A 19,862-nucleotide genomic window follows, 5' to 3' on the forward strand; every position below is an offset into this window, starting at 1 on the left:
TGTGTGGGATCGGATAAACTCAAAATCGTCGTTTTTCTAATGGGGTTGGATTTCCAATTGAATTTATCTAAGTTTGAACGTAATCAAGCTAAATCATGGAAAGACGAAATTTTTTAAAATCAGTCGCGGTTGCGGGCGCATCTGCTACTGTAATGCAATCTTGTGCATCCGCAAAAAAAGATGAAAGTTCCGTTGGGGAACTAACGGGAGGAACGATTGTACACACTGTTTATTTTTGGTTAAAGGATGGTATTACCGAGGAAGAGGAAAAGGATTTTTTAAACTTCTTCGAAGCTCTCAAGAAAGTCCCAGGCATTAAGAGTTTTCATTCCGGAAGGCCTGCGCCAACGACTCAACGGGATGTGGTGGACAACTCATTTCACTACAGTTTGTTGGTGACATTCGCTAATATGGATGATATCAATACATACGAAAGACATCCAGATCATTTAGCGGCCGCCGGACTGTATAGCAAATACTGGACGAAAGTAGCTGTTCGGGATACCTTGTTGCAGTAACCATCAACCGGAAGCAAAGCGGTCTACACCATAGACCGCTTTGTTATAAATTGTTTGCCAAAAAAAATGCGTGTCACATTTCCTCTTGTAATCTGTGAGTGTGGAGACCGTTGCATGTTTGCGGTTTCGGTGTCAAGGTCTCCTTGCCTTTTTTGGATTTTCTCCATAAGGCGGGTGTACGCTATTTTTTTGTTTTGGTATTGCGAGCGCGTGTCCATCACCTGTACGGTTAATCCGGTTGGCATGTGCAAAGCGCGAACCGCTGAATTCATCTTATGTTGGCCACCGGCAGCGGTGCTCCGTAAGGTCTGGTATAAGATATCCTTATCGTCTATCCAGATTGAGACGATTTCTGGAATTTCAAAAACTCTGATAAACCAATTTTTCCGCCGGTACTGTGGACGGAATGGACTTTTGCAAACCCAGCATATACTACCTTTCCAATCCTTCAAAAAACGGTCGACATGTGCTCCGTTTAACCAGAATGTCACGGAGCAGATCAAGTTATTTCTTATTTCTTGCCGCATCATTTCGATTTGAATTCCGGCGACACGAGCTTGTTCTTCAAATATTCTATGCAGTTGATGTACGGCGTAGTCGCACTCTTGAGGACCACTGCCTGATGTCATTTGTATCCATCTTTCCATAGCGTCGTTCATCATTTGTCCATGCGGACGATTTTTGGAGTAAAAGTTCCTAGTGGGATGACTAATTCGTGCGGGAGACTGCTGACCTTTTTAATATCCTTGTAGGCCATGAGGGCTTCATCTACTGCATGACCAATAAGTTTGATGTCATGTCGGGTAATCACCTTCTTTAGATCACTTTTGGTCTTCGTATTTTTGCACGAGTTATGAGATAGTAACGAACCATCCTCAAGTGAGGTACAGTTTAAACTGAGGGTGTTGTCTTTTCCTTCTACCAAATATTTTGGCGCAGTCATCGATTGGGGAATAACGCTAAATGCTCCCGAAGCAACGGGCATCGCGAGCCTCTCTGCTACTTCGCCCCATATGTGGCCACTCCGATAATTACTTGGTTCAAGCAACACTTTTTTGGCTCCTGATAAAATGTGGTCTTTTTTCTCACGCTTGTAATATCGATGAATTTGCCCTAAAACAATATTCACCGTATTACTTTTTGAAAAGCCCAATTTGATAAGCTCTTTCCCTGCTAATTTACCGCCCATTTTTTTGATAATAAAACATATTTCATCTGTTGAGTAGCGCCAATGTTTGCGCGTTAAATGAAATTCGGGTCTTGTTAGGATACGGAATACAACAATAAAGCCCGAATTATCTTCGAGCTTTATTCATATGACGATGTGTATATTTCGTTACGAAAGGAGTAAAGCACGAAGAGAAGTATCAACACATTTATTTGTTGATCCTTTAAATCGAGTGTATATAAGTACAAACATATTCTTCGTGTTTTGAAAAGATTAAACTATTCTTATCAAATCAAAAATAGAGAAGGGATTTTAATTTTGCAAATTTTTTTCAAAAAAGTGCCATTTATTAGTGATAAAAAGGGCGTTGCATATTTCGTTCGACTTGACGAAAACGTCGTTTATTTTTTCCGTCGATATGTGACGCGACGGCCCATATAGCTGCCGGTAGCCAGCCTATTAGTGTTATTTGAAGAATTAAACATACAAATCCAATGAATATCTTTCCACGTAGAAAGAAGGATAGCCAGGGAAAAAGTACAGCGATCAATGTCATAGTTTCTCTTTTATGTAGCTTATAAATGGATTTATTTGATGTCTATGACGTTATCGTTCTGCGTTTTGTTGTCCTGTACTTCGCGTTGAAAGGATATATTCAGGCTTAGAGCTAAACCAATGACCAGACCGATTATTAATGCGAATGGAACAAGTAGCGCGACGACAATGGTGATAATCAGGGGTATATTCACGTATTCTTTTCCCGATTTTGAAGCAATGCGAACTTTCGTCGATTGTATCCAATCAAATGCTTTTTGAAATCCGTTTGTTACGTCTTCACTGTTTAAATTGAATGTTGTTTTTGTTTTCATAATACCTTTGTTTAAATGTTTACTGTTGTGTACCCCAAAGATAGTGCGAAAAAACATGGACATCTAAGCCGAATAGGTGAGCTTTGGACACTTCTCGGTAAAGGCACTATGTTTCTCGGTGAAGGGTTCGGAGTTTTATGTTTATGACGCGGCTGCTCTGGTGGGAGCCTTCAAAAGGTCTACGATTGCGCAATGAATTCCATGACAACGATGATGCCTACGCTTTGTACAATTTGTCATGCCGGAGATCTTTATGGATATCCGTGTTATTTACTACGGTGTCCATAAAACGATCTTCCTCTTCTAAGCTCTCAAAATCGAATTCGCAGACCTGTTTCTTGAATTGTACAAGTTCTAGCAAGAGAAAATCGTTAAAGGAGTGGAACAATAAGTGTTTACCGACGGGTTTTTTCGAGAACGCGTAGATCGCCTGGTTGTTTATCTGTAGGCATATGGGCTCACCTGTACGAGATTCCGATATAATTACATAGTTTTCGAGGGTTTCGGCAGGGAACAACTGTAGTAAATGCTGATGTGTGTTGCTTTCATGTAGCCATTCGATTTCCGTAGGCTTTCGTAGGTAATACATGAATTCTGCACTATCGGTAGCGCCGAAGTGCTTGTAAAACAACCGTATTTCATCGCCAAAACCAAAGGTTATCAGCGTGGATTCTTCATGGATGGAGATGCCCTGTGTGATGATATCGTATTTGAGCAAAAACTTTCTGAGGTTATCTGCCCAATGAAGTTCGCCTATTTTTAATAGCGGAAGTATGTGATTAGTTTGCATGCTGTCGATCCGTTAGTTGTTCGCGTAAAGGTACGAAACTGTATAAGGGAAGAGACCGTACTCCCACGAATAAACTTTGTGTGCAGGGATAAAAAATGCGGAGAAAAATGTGCATGCTTTTCTCCGCGTTTTAGTAGTCTTTTAATCAGAACGTTATCCTAAACTACGTAGGCTGTCTTCCAAAATGTTGATCTTAGCTTCCGCGTCGGCCTTTTTGTTTTGTTCGTTTTGAACAATTTCCGGCTTCGCGTTTTGTACAAAACGTTCGTTAGAAAGTTTCTTTTCTACAGCTATCAAAAAGCCTTTCAAATAGTCTATTTCCTTTGCAATACGATCCTTTTCGGCATCGATATCCAAATTGTTTTCCAACGCAATGTAACATTCGTCTTTGCCTGCCAGGAAGCTGACTGCACCCTGAACTTTTTCTTTAACGAAGGTCAGTTCGGATATGTTCGCAAGTTTGATAATATTCTCTTGGTATTTTGCGAAATCAATGACAGTCGCGTTGATAGCGAGCGGCAAAGCGACTTTTGGAGATATACCCTTACCGTTCCGTATGCTACGAACTTCTGAAATAACTTGTTTGACTACGTCAAACTCTTTGATAACCTGTTCATCAAAACCCTGTGTAATAGGATAGGTTGCTACAATAACACAATCTTTTTCTGTACGCGTGCCAAACAATTCGTCGTGCCACAGTTCTTCCGTAAGGAACGGCATAAATGGGTGAACCAATGCCAATACTTTTTCGAAAAAATGTTTAACTGTTTCTAAGGCTTCTTTCTCTATCGGCGCTTGATAGGTTGGTTTTATCAATTCGAGATACCAAGCACAGAAATCGTCCCATATTAGTTTATAGGTGCTCATTAACGCATCAGATAATCTGTAATCCGCGAAGTGTTCATCAATTTCTGCTACGGCTTGGTTGAATCTATTTTCGAACCAACGCGCAGCCGTTTTCTGCGCTTCTGTCGCAGGGACGTCTATGGTCTCCCACCCCTTAACCAAGCGAAAAGCATTCCAAATTTTGTTTGCGAAGTTACGCCCTTGCTCGCAATACGATACGTCGAACATCAGGTCGTTTCCGGCAGGCGAAGACAATAACATGCCTACGCGTACGCCATCTGTACCATATTGTTCCATCAAATCGATTGGATCCGGGGAATTTCCTAATGATTTGGACATCTTGCGCCCCAATTTATCCCGCACGATTCCCGTCAAGTATACATTTTTGAATGGCGGCTTTTCGGTATAGTCATGGCCCATGATGATCATCCGGGCTACCCAGAAAAACAAGATCTCGGGAGCTGTTACCAAATCATTTGTGGGGTAATAGTACTGAAATTCTCGGTTCTCGGGATGTCTGACCCCATCGAATACAGACATCGGCCATAACCCTGAAGAGAACCAGGTATCAAGGACATCATCCTCTTGGCGGATGCCTTCAGGAGACTTACCTTGCTGTTCAAATGCCGCAATAGCTTCTGCTTCTGTTTTGGCAACCACCCACTCGTTGCGCTCATTGAACCAGGCAGGAATGCGTTGCCCCCACCACAACTGTCGAGAAATACACCAGTCTTTCACGTTTTCCATCCAATGTTTGTAGGATGCAAAGAATTTTTCAGGGATAAGCTTTATTGTTCCATTTTCGACATATTCTAACGCAGGTTTGGCTAGTTGCTCCATTTTTAAGAACCATTGCATGGAGAGCTTCGGCTCAATTGCAGCGTCAGTACGTTCGGAAAAGCCAACTTGCGACTTGTAATCTTCGATTTTTTCGATTTGCGCGACTTCTTCCAACATTTTAGCCACTTTTTTTCGCGCAATAAAGCGATCTTCACCTACTAAAATCTGAGCTTTTTCATTCAGTGTACCATCGTCATTTAGAATGTCAATCACTTCGAGGTTATGCTTTTGTCCTAACTCGTAATCGTTCAAATCATGAGCCGGCGTGACTTTTAAACATCCGGTACCGAATTCCATTTCCACATATTCATCTTCGATGACAGGAATCTCTCGGTTAACTAAAGGTACAAGCACTTTTTTACCTTTTAAGTGTGTATATCGTGGATCCTGTGGATGAATACAGATAGCGGTGTCGGCCATAATGGTTTCAGGACGGGTCGTGGCGATAACGATGTACTCATTACTATCCTTGACCTCGTAACGGATATAGTATAGCTTTTGGTTTACCTCTCTGCGGATCACCTCTTCGTCGGAAAGGGCCGTTTTTCCCTGCGGATCCCAATTGACCATCCGTACACCGCGATAGATATATCCTTCGTTATAAAACTTGATAAACGTGTCGATGACAGCTTCTGAAAGATCTGGATCCATGGTGAATTTAGTACGTTCCCAATCGCAGGAAGCACCTAGCTTTTCCAATTGTTTTAAGATGATTCCGCCATATTTTTCCTTCCATTCCCAAGCATGCTCAAGAAATTTTTCCCGGGAGATGGACTTTTTGTCTACGCCTTGTTCTCTAAGCATAGCAACTACTTTTGCCTCTGTGGCAATGGAAGCGTGATCTGTACCTGGTACCCAGCAGGCATTCTTACCCTGCATGCGGGCACGGCGAATTAGGACATCTTGGATGGTGTTGTTCAGCATGTGTCCCATATGTAAGACGCCAGTTACATTCGGTGGAGGCATGACAATAGTATAGGGTTCTCGCTCATCAGGGATAGAACGGAAAAAACCGTGATCTATCCAATAGGAATACCACTTTTCTTCTGCCTCTTTAGGATTGTATGTTTTTGCTATGCTCATTGTTTTTGGAATTCAAAACGCAAAAATAGGCATTTACTCAGATTTAAAGGAATGGTTCGCTGAATAAAATGTTGCTTTCATGACAAGATAAATGAGTAGTTATATACGAATATCCGTATTTTTGCGGGTTATTTTTTCTTTAATAATTTGTTATTCGAATATTAAGCATGATGAAAAAGCCGGGATGGCGTGCAAACCTATCTTTTTTTTTCGCCTTATTTAGTTATTGGCTATGGTTATCTGTGCTCGATAGAGCAATTTTTACGTTTAGCGTCTGGAACAAAATTGGCGAGCCGATAGATATTTTTTATGCGTTTCTGTATGGTGCAAAGCTGGATTTTTCGCTAGCAGCTTATCTTTGTGTATTACCGTTTCTTTTTTTTACGATCCAACAGTTTTGGATAAAAAGACGCGTTTCTCCTTGGTTATTAAGGGGGTATGTCATGATTCCCACGTTTGTTTTTGCAGCCACAACGGCAGGTAACCTGCCTCTTTATGAGGCCTGGGGTGAAAAAATCAGTAAGCGGGCCATTACGCTAGGGTTGGATACGATAGGTGGTGTTTCGAATTCGATTGATATCGAAACGTTGGTACAAGGGGGCATTGTACTTATCGTATTTTTTACTGGCGCGCATTATTTTTATCACCTAGTCGTGGTTCGCTATGCGAAGTATAGTCTTTTATCTCCAGCCTTGACTGCGGGAATTACGGCGATTGGTATTGCTATTCTTTTTTCCTTCATCCGAGGAGGGTATGGTCGCGCTACGATAAATCAAAGTTCGGTCTATTTTTCAGAAGACAATACGGCAAATCATGCTGCGGTCAATACGTATTGGTCATTTTTAAAGGATTTAACAAAAAGTACGAAGAAGAATCCATATCGATTTATGGAAGATCAGGAAGCTCAACGTGCTGTTGCTCGGACAATTCCTCCTATGTCAGAACATTCTATTGTTTTGACAACGACGCGGCCAAATGTTATCCTTGTGCTCCTGGAAGGATTGGTTGCCCAAGTATTTGAAGATTTAGGAGGAGAGAAAAATGTTACGCCGAAAATGAAACAACTGATGGACGAAGGAATCTCGTTTCGTAGAGCTTATGCTGCAGCTGACCGTTCGGATAAAGGCATGATTGCCGTGATGAGTGGATTCCCTGCGCAGGGTCCAGAAAGTATTATTAAATATATTCCTAAGCATGAAAAGTTGCCGGCAGTAGGACAGATTTTCGACTCGTTGGGTTATGTGACGTCTTTTTATCATGGTGGACAAAGTGAATTTTATAACTTCAAGTCATTTATGTTTACTCACGGTATTGATCGTGTAGTTGACAATATGGATTTTCCGCTTGGTGTACAACGTAATTCGTGGGGAGTGTACGATCATGTTGTTGCCAATCGGATGTTAATCGACTTTGGACATGACGAAAAACCGTTTTTTAGTGTTTTTTATACATTAGTAAATCACGAGCCGTTTCATTTAGTACCTGGTTACCAATTTGGTAACGATACGAAAGCTAATGCATATAGAAGTACCGCCTTTTATACAGATACTATGTTGTTTGATTTTATCGAAAAGGCGAAAAAACAACCCTGGTTTAAAGAAACGATTGTACTCGTTACATCGGATCACGGGCACGTTTACCCAACGGAAATATATGGGTTAGACAAGCCCGAAAGGTACCATATACCTCTTTTTATTTTTGGAGGAGCGCTAAAAAAGGAATACCAAGGGACGAAAGTGGATCATGTTGTTAGCCAGTTAGATGTGGCCAGCACATTAGCGGGTTTCGTTGACGTATCTGCATCTCGTTTTCCGTACTCACAAAACCTATTTGCCAAACAGCGCGGCCATACAGCTTTTTATAATTCGAACGGTACATTTGGCGCGATTAACAATGAGGCTGCCGCTAGTTATGATATGTTGCGTCGGGATGCGGGGTATAGTACCCTGTCCCACGCAGAATGGGCTAAACGAGATAGCTTACTGCATTTGGCGAAGGGTTACTATCAATGCGTATTTGATAAGTTTTTAAGATTCTGATATGAAACTTTATTTTTCGAAAAGCATGGCCAATACCTTTTGGGTACTTCTCGTGCAGTTTGGCCTGCTGCTTGGTATCTATGCTTTATTGCGCCTAGGTTTTTTTCTGTATAATGAATCTCTTTTTCCGAATGTCCATTATGGGGAGTTGCTAGGCATGATGGCGGGAGGAGTTAAATTTGATATTGTTGCCCTGCTATATTTAAATATCGTATATATCTTATTGCAAAGTGTGCCGTGGACTTGGAAATATACGTACGGTTATCAATTGGTGGCACGATGGATATTTTTGATGACGAACAGTTTAGGTGTTGCTGCTAATCTGATCGACTATGCTTATTATCCGTTTACGTTGAAAAGAACCACCGGAACAGTATTCAGCCAATTCGCGCATGAGGAAAATTTAGCCAAGCTGTTTATCGATTTTCTACAAGACTATTGGGGACTATTGTTTGTATTTGCGGGTGCTGTGTTCGTGTTGTGGCGAATGGCAGGTTTGGTGGTTCTGCGCCGACCTGAACAACCGCCTTGGTCGTTCTATATCGTACATAGCCTGTTGTTGCTGTTGGCGGCATTCTTGTTTATCGGAGGTGTTCGTGGAGGCTGGGCACATAGTACGAGACCTATCACATTAAGTAATGCCGGGGATTATGTTCGTAATCCAGAAGAAATGAGCATTGTCTTAAATACACCATTTAGTATATTGAAGACACTAAAGGCCGTGCAATTAAAGGAAAAGGAATATTTTTCGAATTCTGAACTGAATAGACGTTACCCTGTTGTGCACACGCCAAACGATAGCGCAACGTTTCGAAAAATGAATGTTGTATTCCTCATATTGGAAAGTTTTGCTAAAGAGCATATCGGCGCACTGAATAAGGAGGTCAATGATGGTTCCTATCAGGGGTACACGCCATTTTTAGACTCTCTGATTGGCGAATCGTATACTTTTACACGATCGTTTGCGAACGGCCGCAAATCAATAGATGCGCTGCCGTCAGTCATAACCGGAATACCATCCGTGGGCGAGCCCTTTGTTTTATCCATTTATTCGGGCAACAAGACAACAAGTATTGCTAAATTGCTAGGGGACGAGGGGTATGAAACTGCTTTTTTTCATGGGGCTCCTAATGGTAGTATGGGCTTTTCTGCCTATGCACAACTGGCAGGAATAAAGCATTACTTCGGAAAGAATGAATACAGTAACGATGCTGACTTTGATGGAATCTGGGGTATTTGGGATGAACCGTTTTTACAGTTTATGGCGAATAAATTGCAGAGTATGCGCGAGCCATTTTTTGCCAGTTTTTTCTCCTTATCTTCGCATCATCCGTTTAAGGTTCCCCTACAGTATGTGGGTAAATTTCCAAAGGGCCCTCTTCCTGTACAGGAACCGGTAGGCTATACAGACTATGCATTGCGTAAATTTTTTGAAAAAGCTAAGCAAGCTTCATGGTTTGAGCATACGTTGTTTGTTATATGTGCCGATCATGCCACAGTGAGCTACCTGCCCGAATATAAAACTGCGGCAAATGGTTTTGCGATTCCAATTATTTTGTATCAACCGGGAGATAAAGATCTACGTGGTGTTTCGGACAAACTCGTTCAGCAGATCGATATTTTACCAACAGTACTTAACTATTTAGGTTATAATAAGTCGTATTTCTCATTTGGATTTGATGCATTATCATCAGATAGAACTAATTTTTTGGTCAACAATATAGGCGGAACATTTAACTTTTTTCAAGGAGACTACTATATGACGCATGACGGCGAAAGACCATTATCTTTATTTAACCTTCGAAAAGATCGTTTAGAACAGCATGATATTTTAACGGCTGATCGGGCTGTTGCGGATACATTAGACCAGAATCTTAAAGCATTTATACAGCAGTATAATTATCGGATGATCCATAACAAATTGGTCGCCGAATAATAATATGCGTTTTTTTTCACAGTACGAGCTTCCGATCGAATTAGTGCCAAACCGTCTTGCCGAAGCGGTAGCGCAACGTGAATGCCTGTTGATTGCTTGTCTGATCTGGCGCAAAGTGAAAGGAAGCCGTAAACCTACCTTCAAGGTTTCCTTTTTTTAATGGAGTCCATCCTACATCCAGCCGATTATATTTATCGCGGTGATAAAAAGAGTCTCCATTCGGCAAATTTTGCGGGTCGCCAATATAGAACGTGTTGGCCAAAAAAAAGCTTTGGTATCCTAAATAGATATTTGAAATAAATCCGCGGGATACGCGAAGTGTATATTCCGTACGCATACGATCAAAACCAATAGCCACTCCGGCGTCAATGGTCAATGAGTCTAAGAACGTTTGTTGGCTAAGATCGGTGCCAATGCGTAACAAGGCTATACCATTGTCTTGGATATGCTCATCAATACTGTCATTGCTGGTCAAGGCGTTGTGATAAAGCAAGGCGTCGTCGGCAATAAAAAAGTTACCAATCCTGAACTTGCCGCTTAAACCGATCACAAATCGTTCCCGTTGGCTATAGCTCTGTTTACTTAGCCAATCGATGTAAAGTGCCTGTTTGATGCTTTTTTTTTGGTAGGCAAAATACAACCCTTGAACATTTGGTCTGTCATAGAACAGCGTATCTGACAAAACTATTTTAGGAACATCTTTGAGACGGTCATACCGTGGCATATGCCCCAATGCGAAATCAAAATTTGCATTACGAAAACTATAATAGGCAATAGGAAGAACGCGGTCGTGGTTTTCCATATGTTTTCCGAAATCCTGATTGTACTGAATCCCACCAACGATACGGTGGTTGCTATCGATAGCGAAAAATAGTTGCGGAGACAAAAGTGTGCCTAAAATTGTTTTATCCTCGGTATACATCGATTTATACTCCCTATTGTCAATGTAACCGAAGAAGTCAATATCCAACCCCACTTGTTGTTGAGCAAAGGTTTTAGATACGCACAAGCTTAGAAATAAGTAGGCAAGGAGACGGAATCGGAAATCTATCATCGTGTTTGGTCGCATGTCGTTTACTAAAATTACATGTTTTGGCAGAAAAAAGGTCGTCTTAATGAGAGACGACCTTTTTATGTGATGTGCGAATTGTGTTATACTTCTAACAATAAACGTGCAGGGTCTTCCAACAATTGCTTAACCCGTACGAGGAAGCTGACAGATTCACGGCCGTCGATGATACGGTGGTCGTACGACAATGCGATGTACATCATCGGACGGATCACTACTTGACCATTTTCCGCAATAGGGCGTTGTACAATATTGTGCATACCTAAAATTGCCGATTGCGGCGCATTGATAATCGGAGTAGACATCATAGATCCGAAAACACCGCCGTTGGTAATCGTAAACGTTCCCCCGGTCATCTCGTCAATAGTCAATTTGTTATCGCGGGCTTTCGTAGCCAACGTGATAATTTCCTTTTCAATTTGATGCAGACTCATCGATTCTGCATTACGGATAACAGGCACAACAAGCCCTTTTGGGGCGGAAACAGCGATCGAAACATCACAGAAATCAGAATATACGATTTCATTTTCTTCAATACGTGCATTGACAGCCGGCCATTCTTTTAATGCTGTTGTGACCGCCTTGGTAAAGAAAGACATGAAGCCTAGGCCTACACCGTGCTTTTCTTTAAAAGTATCTTTATATTTTGCACGTAAATCCATGATGGGCTGCATATTCACTTCATTGAATGTCGTTAACATCGCCGTTTCATTCTTGACGCTTACTAAACGCTTTGCAATAGTCTTACGTAACGAGGTCATTTTTTCACGGCGTTCGTTGCGCGTGCCTGCAACTGGTGTAGCAGTAGTAGCAACCGGAGCTGCGGGTTTACTTTCAGATTTTGCCGTGGTGGGCGCAGCTTGAGCTTTCTCTGCATCCTCCTTGGTAATACGGCCATCTTTACCCGTGCCTTCGATTCCAGTGAGGGCAATTCCTTTTTCTCTTAAGATCTTCGCGGCAGCAGGAGAGGCCGTGCCAGAAGCATAAGAATGTGGACTTTCAGGTTCGTTCGTCGCTGCAGGTGCCGGTGAAGTTTCAGCGTTCGCCGCAGGAGCTTCTTCTTTTTTATCAGTACCGCCAGCAGGAGTATCGCCATCTTCAATGGTACACACCACCGCACCAATTTCTAACGTATCTCCCTCTTGGGCTATAATCTTTAGAATGCCGGCTTTTTCGGCAGGTAATTCAAAAGTCGCTTTGTCAGATTCCAATTCAGCGATGTTTTCGTCCATTTCAACGTAATCGCCATCTTGTTTTAGCCATTGCGCCAAGGTTACCTCTGTAATGGACTCACCTACGGCTGGTACTTTAATTTCTAAGCTCATATGTTTGTTTTCTGTTACATCAACAACATGTAAGAGGTTGATATGTTTTAAATTTCAAATGCGTTATTAATAATCTCTGTTTGTTGCGCTACATGTTGTTTCATATATCCTGTTGCAGGAGAACCACTTTCCGGACGCGCGATAAATTTAAGATCAAGCCCAGTACCGCGAAATTTGCGTGAATAGAATGGCCAAGCGCCCATGTTTTCATTCTCTTCCTGTACCCAAACGAAATCGGCTTTTGTATATTTTTTTTGAAGCGCCTCAATCTGATCGTATGCTATCGGAAACAACTGTTCTACACGAACAATGGCAACATCTTTGCGTTTGTCTGTTTCTTGTTTCTCTAATAAATCGTAATAGATTTTTCCAGAACACAAAAGGACACGTTTTACCGACTTCGCCACGACGTTGGTATCGTCAATAATTTCTTGAAATTCTTTTTCCGTAAAGTCGGCGACCGGAGACACTGCTTTAGGATGACGCAAAAGACTTTTCGGTGTAGCAACAACCAATGGTTTACGGAACTCACGATGTAACTGACGACGCAAGAGGTGGAAGTAGTTGGCCGGAGTGGTACAGTTTGCAACAATTAAATTATTGTTTGCACAGAGTTCTAGGTAACGTTCTATGCGGCAAGAAGAGTGCTCAGGTCCTTGCCCTTCCATGCCATGCGGTAATAACATGACCAATCCATTCGAACGTTTCCATTTGGTTTCTCCCGAGGAGATATATTGATCGAAAACAATCTGTGCTCCATTTGCAAAGTCACCAAACTGTGCTTCCCATATGGTCAAGGAATTCGGATTTACAGAAGCATAGCCGTATTCAAATGCAAGTACGCCGTACTCGGAAAGGAGGGAGTTATAAATATGGAATTTGTCTCCACCTTTCATCTTCGCCAACGGCGTATAGGTTTCGTCAGAATCTTCCAATGTGACTACAGCGTGGCGATGAGAGAATGTGCCCCGTTGTACGTCCTGACCGGAAATACGCACGCGATAGTCTTCGTTCAACAAGGTCGCATAGGCCATTAGTTCACCCATTGCCCAATCGTATTTATCCGACTCAATCATCTTGAGACGATCTTCAAAAACTTTCGTTATTTTACGAAAGAATTTTTTGTCCTTTGGTAAGGTATTTAGCTCCTTTGCTAGGGTTAAAAATAATTCTTTAGGAACCTTCGTTTCTGCGGTTTTGAAAATATCGACGGATTTCGCAGGGCGTAAACCTTTCCACGCTCCGGAAAACATAGGCCGTTCTTCGCTGATTTGCTCGACCGTCTTCGCTTCATCTAAACGTTCTTGAAGAATATTGCGGAAATCTTTTTCTAATAACTTCGCGAAATTGATGTCGATATTCCCTTGATCCACCAGTTTGTTAACGTAAATAGCTAATGTATTGGGATGTTTTTCAATCAGCTTATACAATGACGGTTGGGTAAACTTTGGTTCATCCGCTTCATTGTGGCCGTAGCGACGGTAACCTAGTAAATCGATAAACACGTCTGTTTTGTATTTTTGCCGGTATTCTACCGCTAAATTAATGGCATATACCAGCGCCTCTACGTCGTCTCCGTTTACATGGAAAACAGGAGACAAGGTCACTTTGGCGATGTCTGTACAATATGTAGAAGACCTAGCATCCTTATAATTCGTGGTGAATCCAACTTGGTTGTTAATGACGATGTGAATGGTACCTCCGGTTTTATAACCATCAAGCTTCGACATTTGGATCGTTTCATACACGATACCTTGTGCTGCTACGGCCGCATCCCCATGGATCAATATGGGTGCAATCTTCGATGAATCACCATCGTATTTCATGTCTATCTTAGAACGAACCATTCCTTCAGCCACGCCGTCAACGGTCTCTAAATGAGAAGGGTTTGGGGCAAGGCTTAAGTGAATGTTTTTTCCATCTTGACTGGTAATGTCTGAAGAGAATCCTAAATGATATTTTACATCTCCACCGAATTGTATTTCGGGATCGGCTTCATACATTTTTCCTTCGAATTCGGAAAATATCGTTTTATACGATTTGCCCATGATGTTTGTTAAAACGTTCAAACGGCCACGGTGGGCCATACCGATAACAAACTCTTCAATGCCTAACGAAGAACCTTTTTGAATAACAGAGTCTAACGCGGGAATTAAGGATTCGGCACCTTCTAGTGAGAAGCGTTTTTGTCCTAGAAACTTCGTTCCTAAGAAGCTCTCGAAGATAACTGCTTCGTTTAATTTTTTTAGAATACGTTTTTTCTCGTCAAGGGTGAAGGCTGGAGTGTTTCTTTCCGCTTCCATTTTATCTTGGAGAAATTTGATTTTCTCTGGATGACGGATGTAACGGAATTCAGCGCCAATAGAGCGGCAGTAGGTGTCCTCAATAAACTGGCGGATGTCTCTTAATTTAGCAGGGCCGAGGCCGATTTCTACCCCAGCGTTGAATACAGTGTCCAGATCGGTTTCGGAAAGGCCGAAGGTTTCCAGCTCTTTTCCCGGAAAATATTTCCGTCGTTCGCGGACAGGATTCGTCTCCGTAAACAAATGCCCGCGATCACGGTAGCCGTTGATCATGTTCAACACATTAATTTCCTTAATTGCCTGTTCGGGAGTCTCTACAGTAGCGTTACTTCCGCTACCTTGTCCAAAATCAAAACCTTCAAAAAACTTTTGCCAGCTTGCATCCACTGCGTTTGGGTCTTCCTGGTATGCTTGATATAACGAGTCGATATAGCTAGAATCTGCGTTACTCAAATATGTTAATTTATCCATGAGGAAATCTTACGTATAAAAATTTTGCCCAAAGTTAGCAAATAATAAATATTATGTCACTCTTAAATTGAACAAAATACATGTATAGAAGACATAAATTTCAATAAATCGAAATTTTGTGACAAAACTCAAAAGTGACTCGTATTCAGGAATGCAGAGAAAAGTCTGGCGGCTATTTAATGACGGCTTTAGGACGATAATATTTTTTCACTAGATCTTGCCAGGAAGTCTTTAAATTATCTTTTGGACTGGTTCCTTTTTCCGCAAAGTGTAACCAATATCCGTAGGTCGTCGCGGGCACATAATCCAATAGATATTCTTCAAAAAAGCCGGCTCCTGCCAAATAGTGAATTGACAGCTCCTGTTTAAAGTAGGCGGCAAGGATTTCCCGATGTTCGTAAGGTAAATTGCCGGATGACTGCAAGATATTCAATAGATCGTTAATCACCGGATGATGGCTATCTTCGCAAAGGTGCTGACGCAATCGTTGCGCATCCGCTTGCACATCTTTGGTAAGGTCTTGGTTCCTGAAAAAAACATTTGGATATTTTTTCAGCATGAAGCGAAAGTAGTCGCGCCAAAATAACCGAAGAATAAGCCTTTCGTATTTTTTTTTGTTGGCTGACGTGTAACGCTCCTTAATCTGGTGATAGTAATCAGCAGGAGAAATAGCTCCGACAGCAATATACGGCGAAACCAGATTATAGTCGTTCATATCGTCAAATTCAGGCGATAATGTTTTTGCTGCCGTTTGTCGTGCTGCCGTTTCTCCGCCCCTCAAATGTTCGACGGGCCGTGAATAGGCGAATTTAATCTCTTCCTCACTATAGCCTAACTCTAACAACGAGGGGATTGTGGTGGATTCTAAATGTGGATGGGTGACAAATGATGTGACGGGAGCGACAACCGGACGTACAAAGCTCTCTTTTTCAATCTTTTTCTTAAAAGCGGCGAACATGTCGGGGATATCTCGGATAGGAAAGGGGAGATCTTCTTTATGATAAAGTGTATGGCCGATAAAATGCTTGAGATTGATTTTCTCCTGCCAAAGGGTTTCTTCAACATATTCGGAAATTTTCGTTTCCCGATTGGCTACCTCTCTATGGTGGTATACTTCGGTTACGTCGTATTTTGCGCAAAGGGTGCCGATAATATCCTCGGGTTTACCTTGGAAAACGAGCAGATCTGTGTCCATGTTCTGCAACGTTTCCTTGAATTGTGCAACCGATTCCAAAAGAAATCGAGCACGAAGTACCCCTGTGTTTCTAAAACCCAACTTGTTTTTTTTAAAATAACGAGGATCGAAAAAATAAACCGGGATAACAATATCAGCTTTTTTGACAGCCTCCGACAAGATTTCATTGTCATGAATACGTAAATCATTTCGGAACCATACTAAAATCACCTTTTTCATCATCGAGAAAACACTGAGCTGAGACGTTAATAAATATGGCAAATATAAAGCAAACTATTTACTTTATTTAGATTCGGTTTAAACATTAGCCGCTTTTGACAAAGTAGAGACAATAAGCGTAGTCGCAACGAGACGGAAAATGAGTTTGTAACAAATGCTATTCGTAGCGAACATTCAGGGGGAACTTATGTTATTTGATGTGAAATAGGATTGAATATGTGACTGTGTGCTTATGGATATATTGATTAGTGGGCTCAATAATTATGTTGGGCGACGGAGCGCTAGTTTAATGGCGGATGAACGTTTTCGGGTATTTGCAATTACCCGCAATTTTAAGCTATTTGAATCACGTTTGTTTGAGCCATTGCATGCTCAAGTTTTTGAGGTGGATCTCATTCGGGGCGGGATCGATCCGGAGTTTTTTATTCCGAATCTTCAGGCTGCGTTTTATTTTACACAGGTTCCTACGTTGTTGGATATGGTTAATTTAAAATTGGAACTTTTGTCGTTGCGTAATTTCATTCATTTACTTAAGCGGATGAACTGTCAGCGAATCGTCTATGTAGCACGGCTCGTTGATCGTTCAGGTATCCAATTGATACTCGACCTGTTGAAGGAAATGCGCATGGACTACACGGTGGTCCTGAAGAATAGTGTTCTGGGTAAAGATTCGCTGTTGGATCGGGTTTTTAAAAGCATTGCTGAACGACGGTTTATATTGTATGCTAAGAAATATGCAGATCGTTCTTTTCAGCCGTTGGGTATACACGATTTTATCCGATGGTTAAAGGCGATACTACAGGTGCCTGCCTTTCACCATCGGATCCTGGAAGTAGGTGGTTCGGAAACCATCTCGTTTATGGAACTTTTTGATTTCTATCGGTCTTTTCATTTGATTCGCTCTGGACAGCAGATCGTGCACGTGCCGCGTTGGTTAGTCAAATTTATGTACAGCCGCAAATTGGACATCAGTGCCACCGATTACGCAGAATTAACCCGCGTTATTCAGTCGGATTACCATGTGAATAATACATGGCAGGTGGAGATGCCTTTTGCCTTTTCTTCGATTCAAGACACGCTACTCGACGGTAGAGAAAATCATTTATTGCGCGCGTAACAATTGGTTTAATATATTTTTTAAGGTAAATCGGCATTTTTATGGCGTGTTTGAAAAAATATTACCGGAATATGCCAATTTATATTTCCAAATGATAATGTAGTTGATTATTTGCCTAACTAACCGAATTAAATCTTTTATTTTTGTGGTTTACGAGATAACAAGTATGGGGTATAAAAGTTTAGCCGATTGTGTAGCCGATTTAGAAAAACATGGTCATTTGGTACGTATTAAAGAAGAAGTAGATCCTTATTTAGAAATGGCGGCCATTCATATGCGGGTGTTCGATGTGGAAGGGCCAGCGTTATATTTTGAGAATGTAAAGGGTTCTCAATTTCCAGCGGCATCTAATCTGTTCGGTACCTTAGAGAGATCGAAATTTATGTTTCGGGATACGTTAGACCATGTGAAAAAGTTGGTCGATGTCAAAATGAATCCAATGTCGGTATTAAAGAAGCCATTCGAGTATATTGGGTCCTCGATGGTGGCTTTAGGTGCGCTGCCCCGTAAGAAAAAATCTGGCGCCCCCGTTTTGTTTGGTGAAACTAAGATCTCAAAGCTGCCGCAGATCGTGAATTGGCCTATGGACGGCGGAGCGTTTGTCACGATGCCCCAGGTATATACAGAAGATGTAGGTCGGCCGGGGATCATGCACGCAAATCTGGGTATGTACCGCATACAATTGTCAGGAAATGATTATGCGACAGATCAGGAGATTGGCTTACACTATCAGTTGCACCGCGGAATAGGTATTCATCAGACAAAGGCCAATGCATTGGGACGTCCATTAAAAGTAAGCATCTTTGTTGGAGGGCCGCCTTCGCACCCTTTGTCGGCGGTCATGCCGTTGCCTGAAGGGCTATCGGAAGCAATTTTCGCCGGTGCTTTGGGTAATCGCCGTTTTCGATACTTTTATGACACTGAAGGTTTCTGTATATCCGCGGACGCAGATTTTGTGATAACAGGGACCGTGTACCCCCATGAAAATAAACCCGAGGGGCCTTTCGGAGATCATATCGGCTATTACAGTTTAGTGCATCCTTTTCCATTAATGAAAGTTCATAAAGTTTACCATCGAAAAAATCCGATTTGGTCCTTTACTGTAGTCGGCCGCCCTCCCCAAGAGGATACGAGCTTTGGTGCGCTTATCCACGAAATTACTGGGAACGCCATTCCTCAGCAAATTAACGGTTTACATGCAGTTCACGCTGTGGATGTAGCGGGAGTGCATCCCTTGCTGTTTGCTATTGGCAGCGAACGGTACACGCCGTATCAAAAGGTTGAACGGCCTCAAGAGGTATTGACAATTGCCAATCAAATATTGGGAACGAACCAGCTAAGTTTAGCTAAATACTTGTTTATTAGTGCTTTTGAGGATAACCCTTCGTTGGATATTCATGATATTGAACAATTCTTTACACATATTTTTGAACGTATTGATCCTTCCCGTGATTTGCATTTTATGACGAACACGACAATCGATACATTGGACTACTCGGGAGACGGTTTGAATACCGGTTCGAAAGTGACGTTTGCCGCAGTCGGGGATAAGAAAAGAGAGCTGTTGCGTGAATTGCCCGGGGGGTGGTCGCAGCCAAAACCTTTTAATCATGGAAAATTGGTATTGCCTGGTGTGGTTGTTCTGGACGGGCGTAAATTTACGACCTATCCCGAGGAGGAGAGCGCAGTAACAACATGGGCTAATTCGTTGAATAAAGACGACTTAAAAGGAATTCAATTAATTGTTCTCGTCGATGATGTTAGGTTTGCTGTGGCGAGCATTTCCAACTTTGTTTGGATTACATTTACGCGGAGCAATCCCGCTTCGGATATCTACGGCGTGGATAGTTTTATAGCTCATAAGCATTGGGGATGTCATGGACCGGTGATTATTGATGCTCGGACAAAGCCTCATCACGCACCTGCGTTGGTTAAAGATGAGGCTGTCGAACGTAAAGTAGATCAGCTTGGCGTGAAAGGAGGCTCGTTATATGGGATTATTTAAATGGCGTTGTTTTTAACTAACAAATGCTTTTGATGTTGAATTGTTAATTTTATCAGTGTTTATTTGTGT

At 41.9% G+C, this 19,862-nt stretch carries 15 protein-coding genes; 5 read left to right on the forward strand and 10 right to left on the reverse strand.

Going from position 1 to position 19,862, the window contains the following annotated elements:
• Positions 1 to 95: 95 nt before the first annotated feature.
• On the forward strand, positions 96 to 518 hold the full coding sequence (locus ACFSR5_RS00455; RefSeq protein WP_380899569.1) for a Dabb family protein: 423 nt from the start codon (positions 96 to 98) through the stop codon (positions 516 to 518).
• 23 nt (positions 519 to 541) lie between these two features.
• Here the strand turns inward: ACFSR5_RS00455 and prfH are convergent, their stop codons facing one another.
• From prfH to ACFSR5_RS00485, 6 genes are all read right to left on the reverse strand, one after another.
• Positions 542 to 1,165: a peptide chain release factor H gene (gene prfH / locus ACFSR5_RS00460; protein ID WP_380899571.1), complete on the reverse strand. Its 624-nt coding sequence runs from the start codon at positions 1,163 to 1,165 to the stop codon at positions 542 to 544.
• 11 nt (positions 1,166 to 1,176) lie between these two features.
• Complete coding sequence (locus ACFSR5_RS00465; protein ID WP_380899573.1) at positions 1,177 to 1,707, reverse strand: RtcB family protein; 531 nt, start codon at positions 1,705 to 1,707, stop codon at positions 1,177 to 1,179.
• 328 nt (positions 1,708 to 2,035) lie between these two features.
• Complete coding sequence (locus ACFSR5_RS00470) at positions 2,036 to 2,242, reverse strand: YqaE/Pmp3 family membrane protein (RefSeq protein ID WP_380899575.1); 207 nt, start codon at positions 2,240 to 2,242, stop codon at positions 2,036 to 2,038.
• 31 nt (positions 2,243 to 2,273) lie between these two features.
• Positions 2,274 to 2,555, reverse strand: coding sequence for a DUF4342 domain-containing protein (locus tag ACFSR5_RS00475; RefSeq protein WP_380899577.1), 282 nt, complete (start codon positions 2,553 to 2,555; stop codon positions 2,274 to 2,276).
• 217 nt (positions 2,556 to 2,772) lie between these two features.
• A complete protein-coding gene (locus ACFSR5_RS00480; protein WP_380899579.1) occupies positions 2,773 to 3,345 on the reverse strand; it encodes a hypothetical protein in 573 nt (190 codons plus the stop codon).
• Positions 3,346 to 3,498: 153 nt separating this feature from the next.
• Complete coding sequence (locus ACFSR5_RS00485) at positions 3,499 to 6,114, reverse strand: valine--tRNA ligase (RefSeq protein WP_380899581.1); 2,616 nt, start codon at positions 6,112 to 6,114, stop codon at positions 3,499 to 3,501.
• A 167-nt stretch (positions 6,115 to 6,281) separates the two neighbouring features.
• On the opposite strand from ACFSR5_RS00485, the gene ACFSR5_RS00490 reads away from it, so the two are divergent.
• Positions 6,282 to 8,153, forward strand: coding sequence for an LTA synthase family protein (locus ACFSR5_RS00490; RefSeq protein WP_380899583.1), 1,872 nt, complete (start codon positions 6,282 to 6,284; stop codon positions 8,151 to 8,153).
• Between the two features lies 1 nt (position 8,154).
• On the forward strand, positions 8,155 to 10,089 hold the full coding sequence (locus ACFSR5_RS00495) for an LTA synthase family protein (protein ID WP_380899585.1): 1,935 nt from the start codon (positions 8,155 to 8,157) through the stop codon (positions 10,087 to 10,089).
• Positions 10,090 to 10,129: 40 nt separating this feature from the next.
• Here the strand turns inward: ACFSR5_RS00495 and ACFSR5_RS00500 are convergent, their stop codons facing one another.
• The 4 genes from ACFSR5_RS00500 to ACFSR5_RS00515 form a co-directional block, all read right to left on the reverse strand.
• The gene (locus tag ACFSR5_RS00500; RefSeq protein ID WP_380899587.1) at positions 10,130 to 11,143 is read right to left on the reverse strand and encodes a hypothetical protein; all 1,014 of its coding nucleotides are present in this window, start codon (positions 11,141 to 11,143) and stop codon (positions 10,130 to 10,132) included.
• Between the two features lie 98 nt (positions 11,144 to 11,241).
• The gene (gene odhB, locus ACFSR5_RS00505) at positions 11,242 to 12,483 is read right to left on the reverse strand and encodes a 2-oxoglutarate dehydrogenase complex dihydrolipoyllysine-residue succinyltransferase (protein ID WP_380899589.1); all 1,242 of its coding nucleotides are present in this window, start codon (positions 12,481 to 12,483) and stop codon (positions 11,242 to 11,244) included.
• Positions 12,484 to 12,530: 47 nt separating this feature from the next.
• Positions 12,531 to 15,257: a 2-oxoglutarate dehydrogenase E1 component gene (locus ACFSR5_RS00510; protein ID WP_380899591.1), complete on the reverse strand. Its 2,727-nt coding sequence runs from the start codon at positions 15,255 to 15,257 to the stop codon at positions 12,531 to 12,533.
• Positions 15,258 to 15,429: 172 nt separating this feature from the next.
• Complete coding sequence (locus tag ACFSR5_RS00515; RefSeq protein WP_380899593.1) at positions 15,430 to 16,674, reverse strand: deoxyribodipyrimidine photo-lyase; 1,245 nt, start codon at positions 16,672 to 16,674, stop codon at positions 15,430 to 15,432.
• Between the two features lie 229 nt (positions 16,675 to 16,903).
• Between ACFSR5_RS00515 and ACFSR5_RS00520 the strand changes: the two genes are divergently transcribed.
• Positions 16,904 to 17,788: a hypothetical protein gene (locus ACFSR5_RS00520; RefSeq protein ID WP_380899596.1), complete on the forward strand. Its 885-nt coding sequence runs from the start codon at positions 16,904 to 16,906 to the stop codon at positions 17,786 to 17,788.
• Between the two features lie 166 nt (positions 17,789 to 17,954).
• Positions 17,955 to 19,793: a UbiD family decarboxylase gene (locus ACFSR5_RS00525; protein WP_380899598.1), complete on the forward strand. Its 1,839-nt coding sequence runs from the start codon at positions 17,955 to 17,957 to the stop codon at positions 19,791 to 19,793.
• The last annotated feature ends 69 nt before the right edge of the window (positions 19,794 to 19,862 follow it).

The organism is Sphingobacterium suaedae, from assembly GCF_042684625.1.
Lineage (GTDB): Bacteria > Bacteroidota > Bacteroidia > Sphingobacteriales > Sphingobacteriaceae > Sphingobacterium > Sphingobacterium suaedae.

What these genes read in the sequence shown, in the direction of transcription:
- ACFSR5_RS00455 (WP_380899569.1), top strand. Translation starts at nt 96, where the DNA reads ATGGAAAGACGAAATTTTTTAAAATCAGTCGCGGTTGCGGGCGCATCT.
- prfH (WP_380899571.1), bottom strand. Translation starts at nt 1,165, where the DNA reads ATGGAAAGATGGATACAAATGACATCAGGCAGTGGTCCTCAAGAGTGC.
- ACFSR5_RS00465 (WP_380899573.1), bottom strand. Translation starts at nt 1,707, where the DNA reads ATGGGCGGTAAATTAGCAGGGAAAGAGCTTATCAAATTGGGCTTTTCA.
- ACFSR5_RS00470 (WP_380899575.1), bottom strand. Translation starts at nt 2,242, where the DNA reads ATGACATTGATCGCTGTACTTTTTCCCTGGCTATCCTTCTTTCTACGT.
- ACFSR5_RS00475 (WP_380899577.1), bottom strand. Translation starts at nt 2,555, where the DNA reads ATGAAAACAAAAACAACATTCAATTTAAACAGTGAAGACGTAACAAAC.
- ACFSR5_RS00480 (WP_380899579.1), bottom strand. Translation starts at nt 3,345, where the DNA reads ATGCAAACTAATCACATACTTCCGCTATTAAAAATAGGCGAACTTCAT.
- ACFSR5_RS00485 (WP_380899581.1), bottom strand. Translation starts at nt 6,114, where the DNA reads ATGAGCATAGCAAAAACATACAATCCTAAAGAGGCAGAAGAAAAGTGG.
- ACFSR5_RS00490 (WP_380899583.1), top strand. Translation starts at nt 6,282, where the DNA reads ATGATGAAAAAGCCGGGATGGCGTGCAAACCTATCTTTTTTTTTCGCC.
- ACFSR5_RS00495 (WP_380899585.1), top strand. Translation starts at nt 8,155, where the DNA reads ATGAAACTTTATTTTTCGAAAAGCATGGCCAATACCTTTTGGGTACTT.
- ACFSR5_RS00500 (WP_380899587.1), bottom strand. Translation starts at nt 11,143, where the DNA reads ATGATAGATTTCCGATTCCGTCTCCTTGCCTACTTATTTCTAAGCTTG.
- odhB (WP_380899589.1), bottom strand. Translation starts at nt 12,483, where the DNA reads ATGAGCTTAGAAATTAAAGTACCAGCCGTAGGTGAGTCCATTACAGAG.
- ACFSR5_RS00510 (WP_380899591.1), bottom strand. Translation starts at nt 15,257, where the DNA reads ATGGATAAATTAACATATTTGAGTAACGCAGATTCTAGCTATATCGAC.
- ACFSR5_RS00515 (WP_380899593.1), bottom strand. Translation starts at nt 16,674, where the DNA reads ATGATGAAAAAGGTGATTTTAGTATGGTTCCGAAATGATTTACGTATT.
- ACFSR5_RS00520 (WP_380899596.1), top strand. Translation starts at nt 16,904, where the DNA reads ATGGATATATTGATTAGTGGGCTCAATAATTATGTTGGGCGACGGAGC.
- ACFSR5_RS00525 (WP_380899598.1), top strand. Translation starts at nt 17,955, where the DNA reads ATGGGGTATAAAAGTTTAGCCGATTGTGTAGCCGATTTAGAAAAACAT.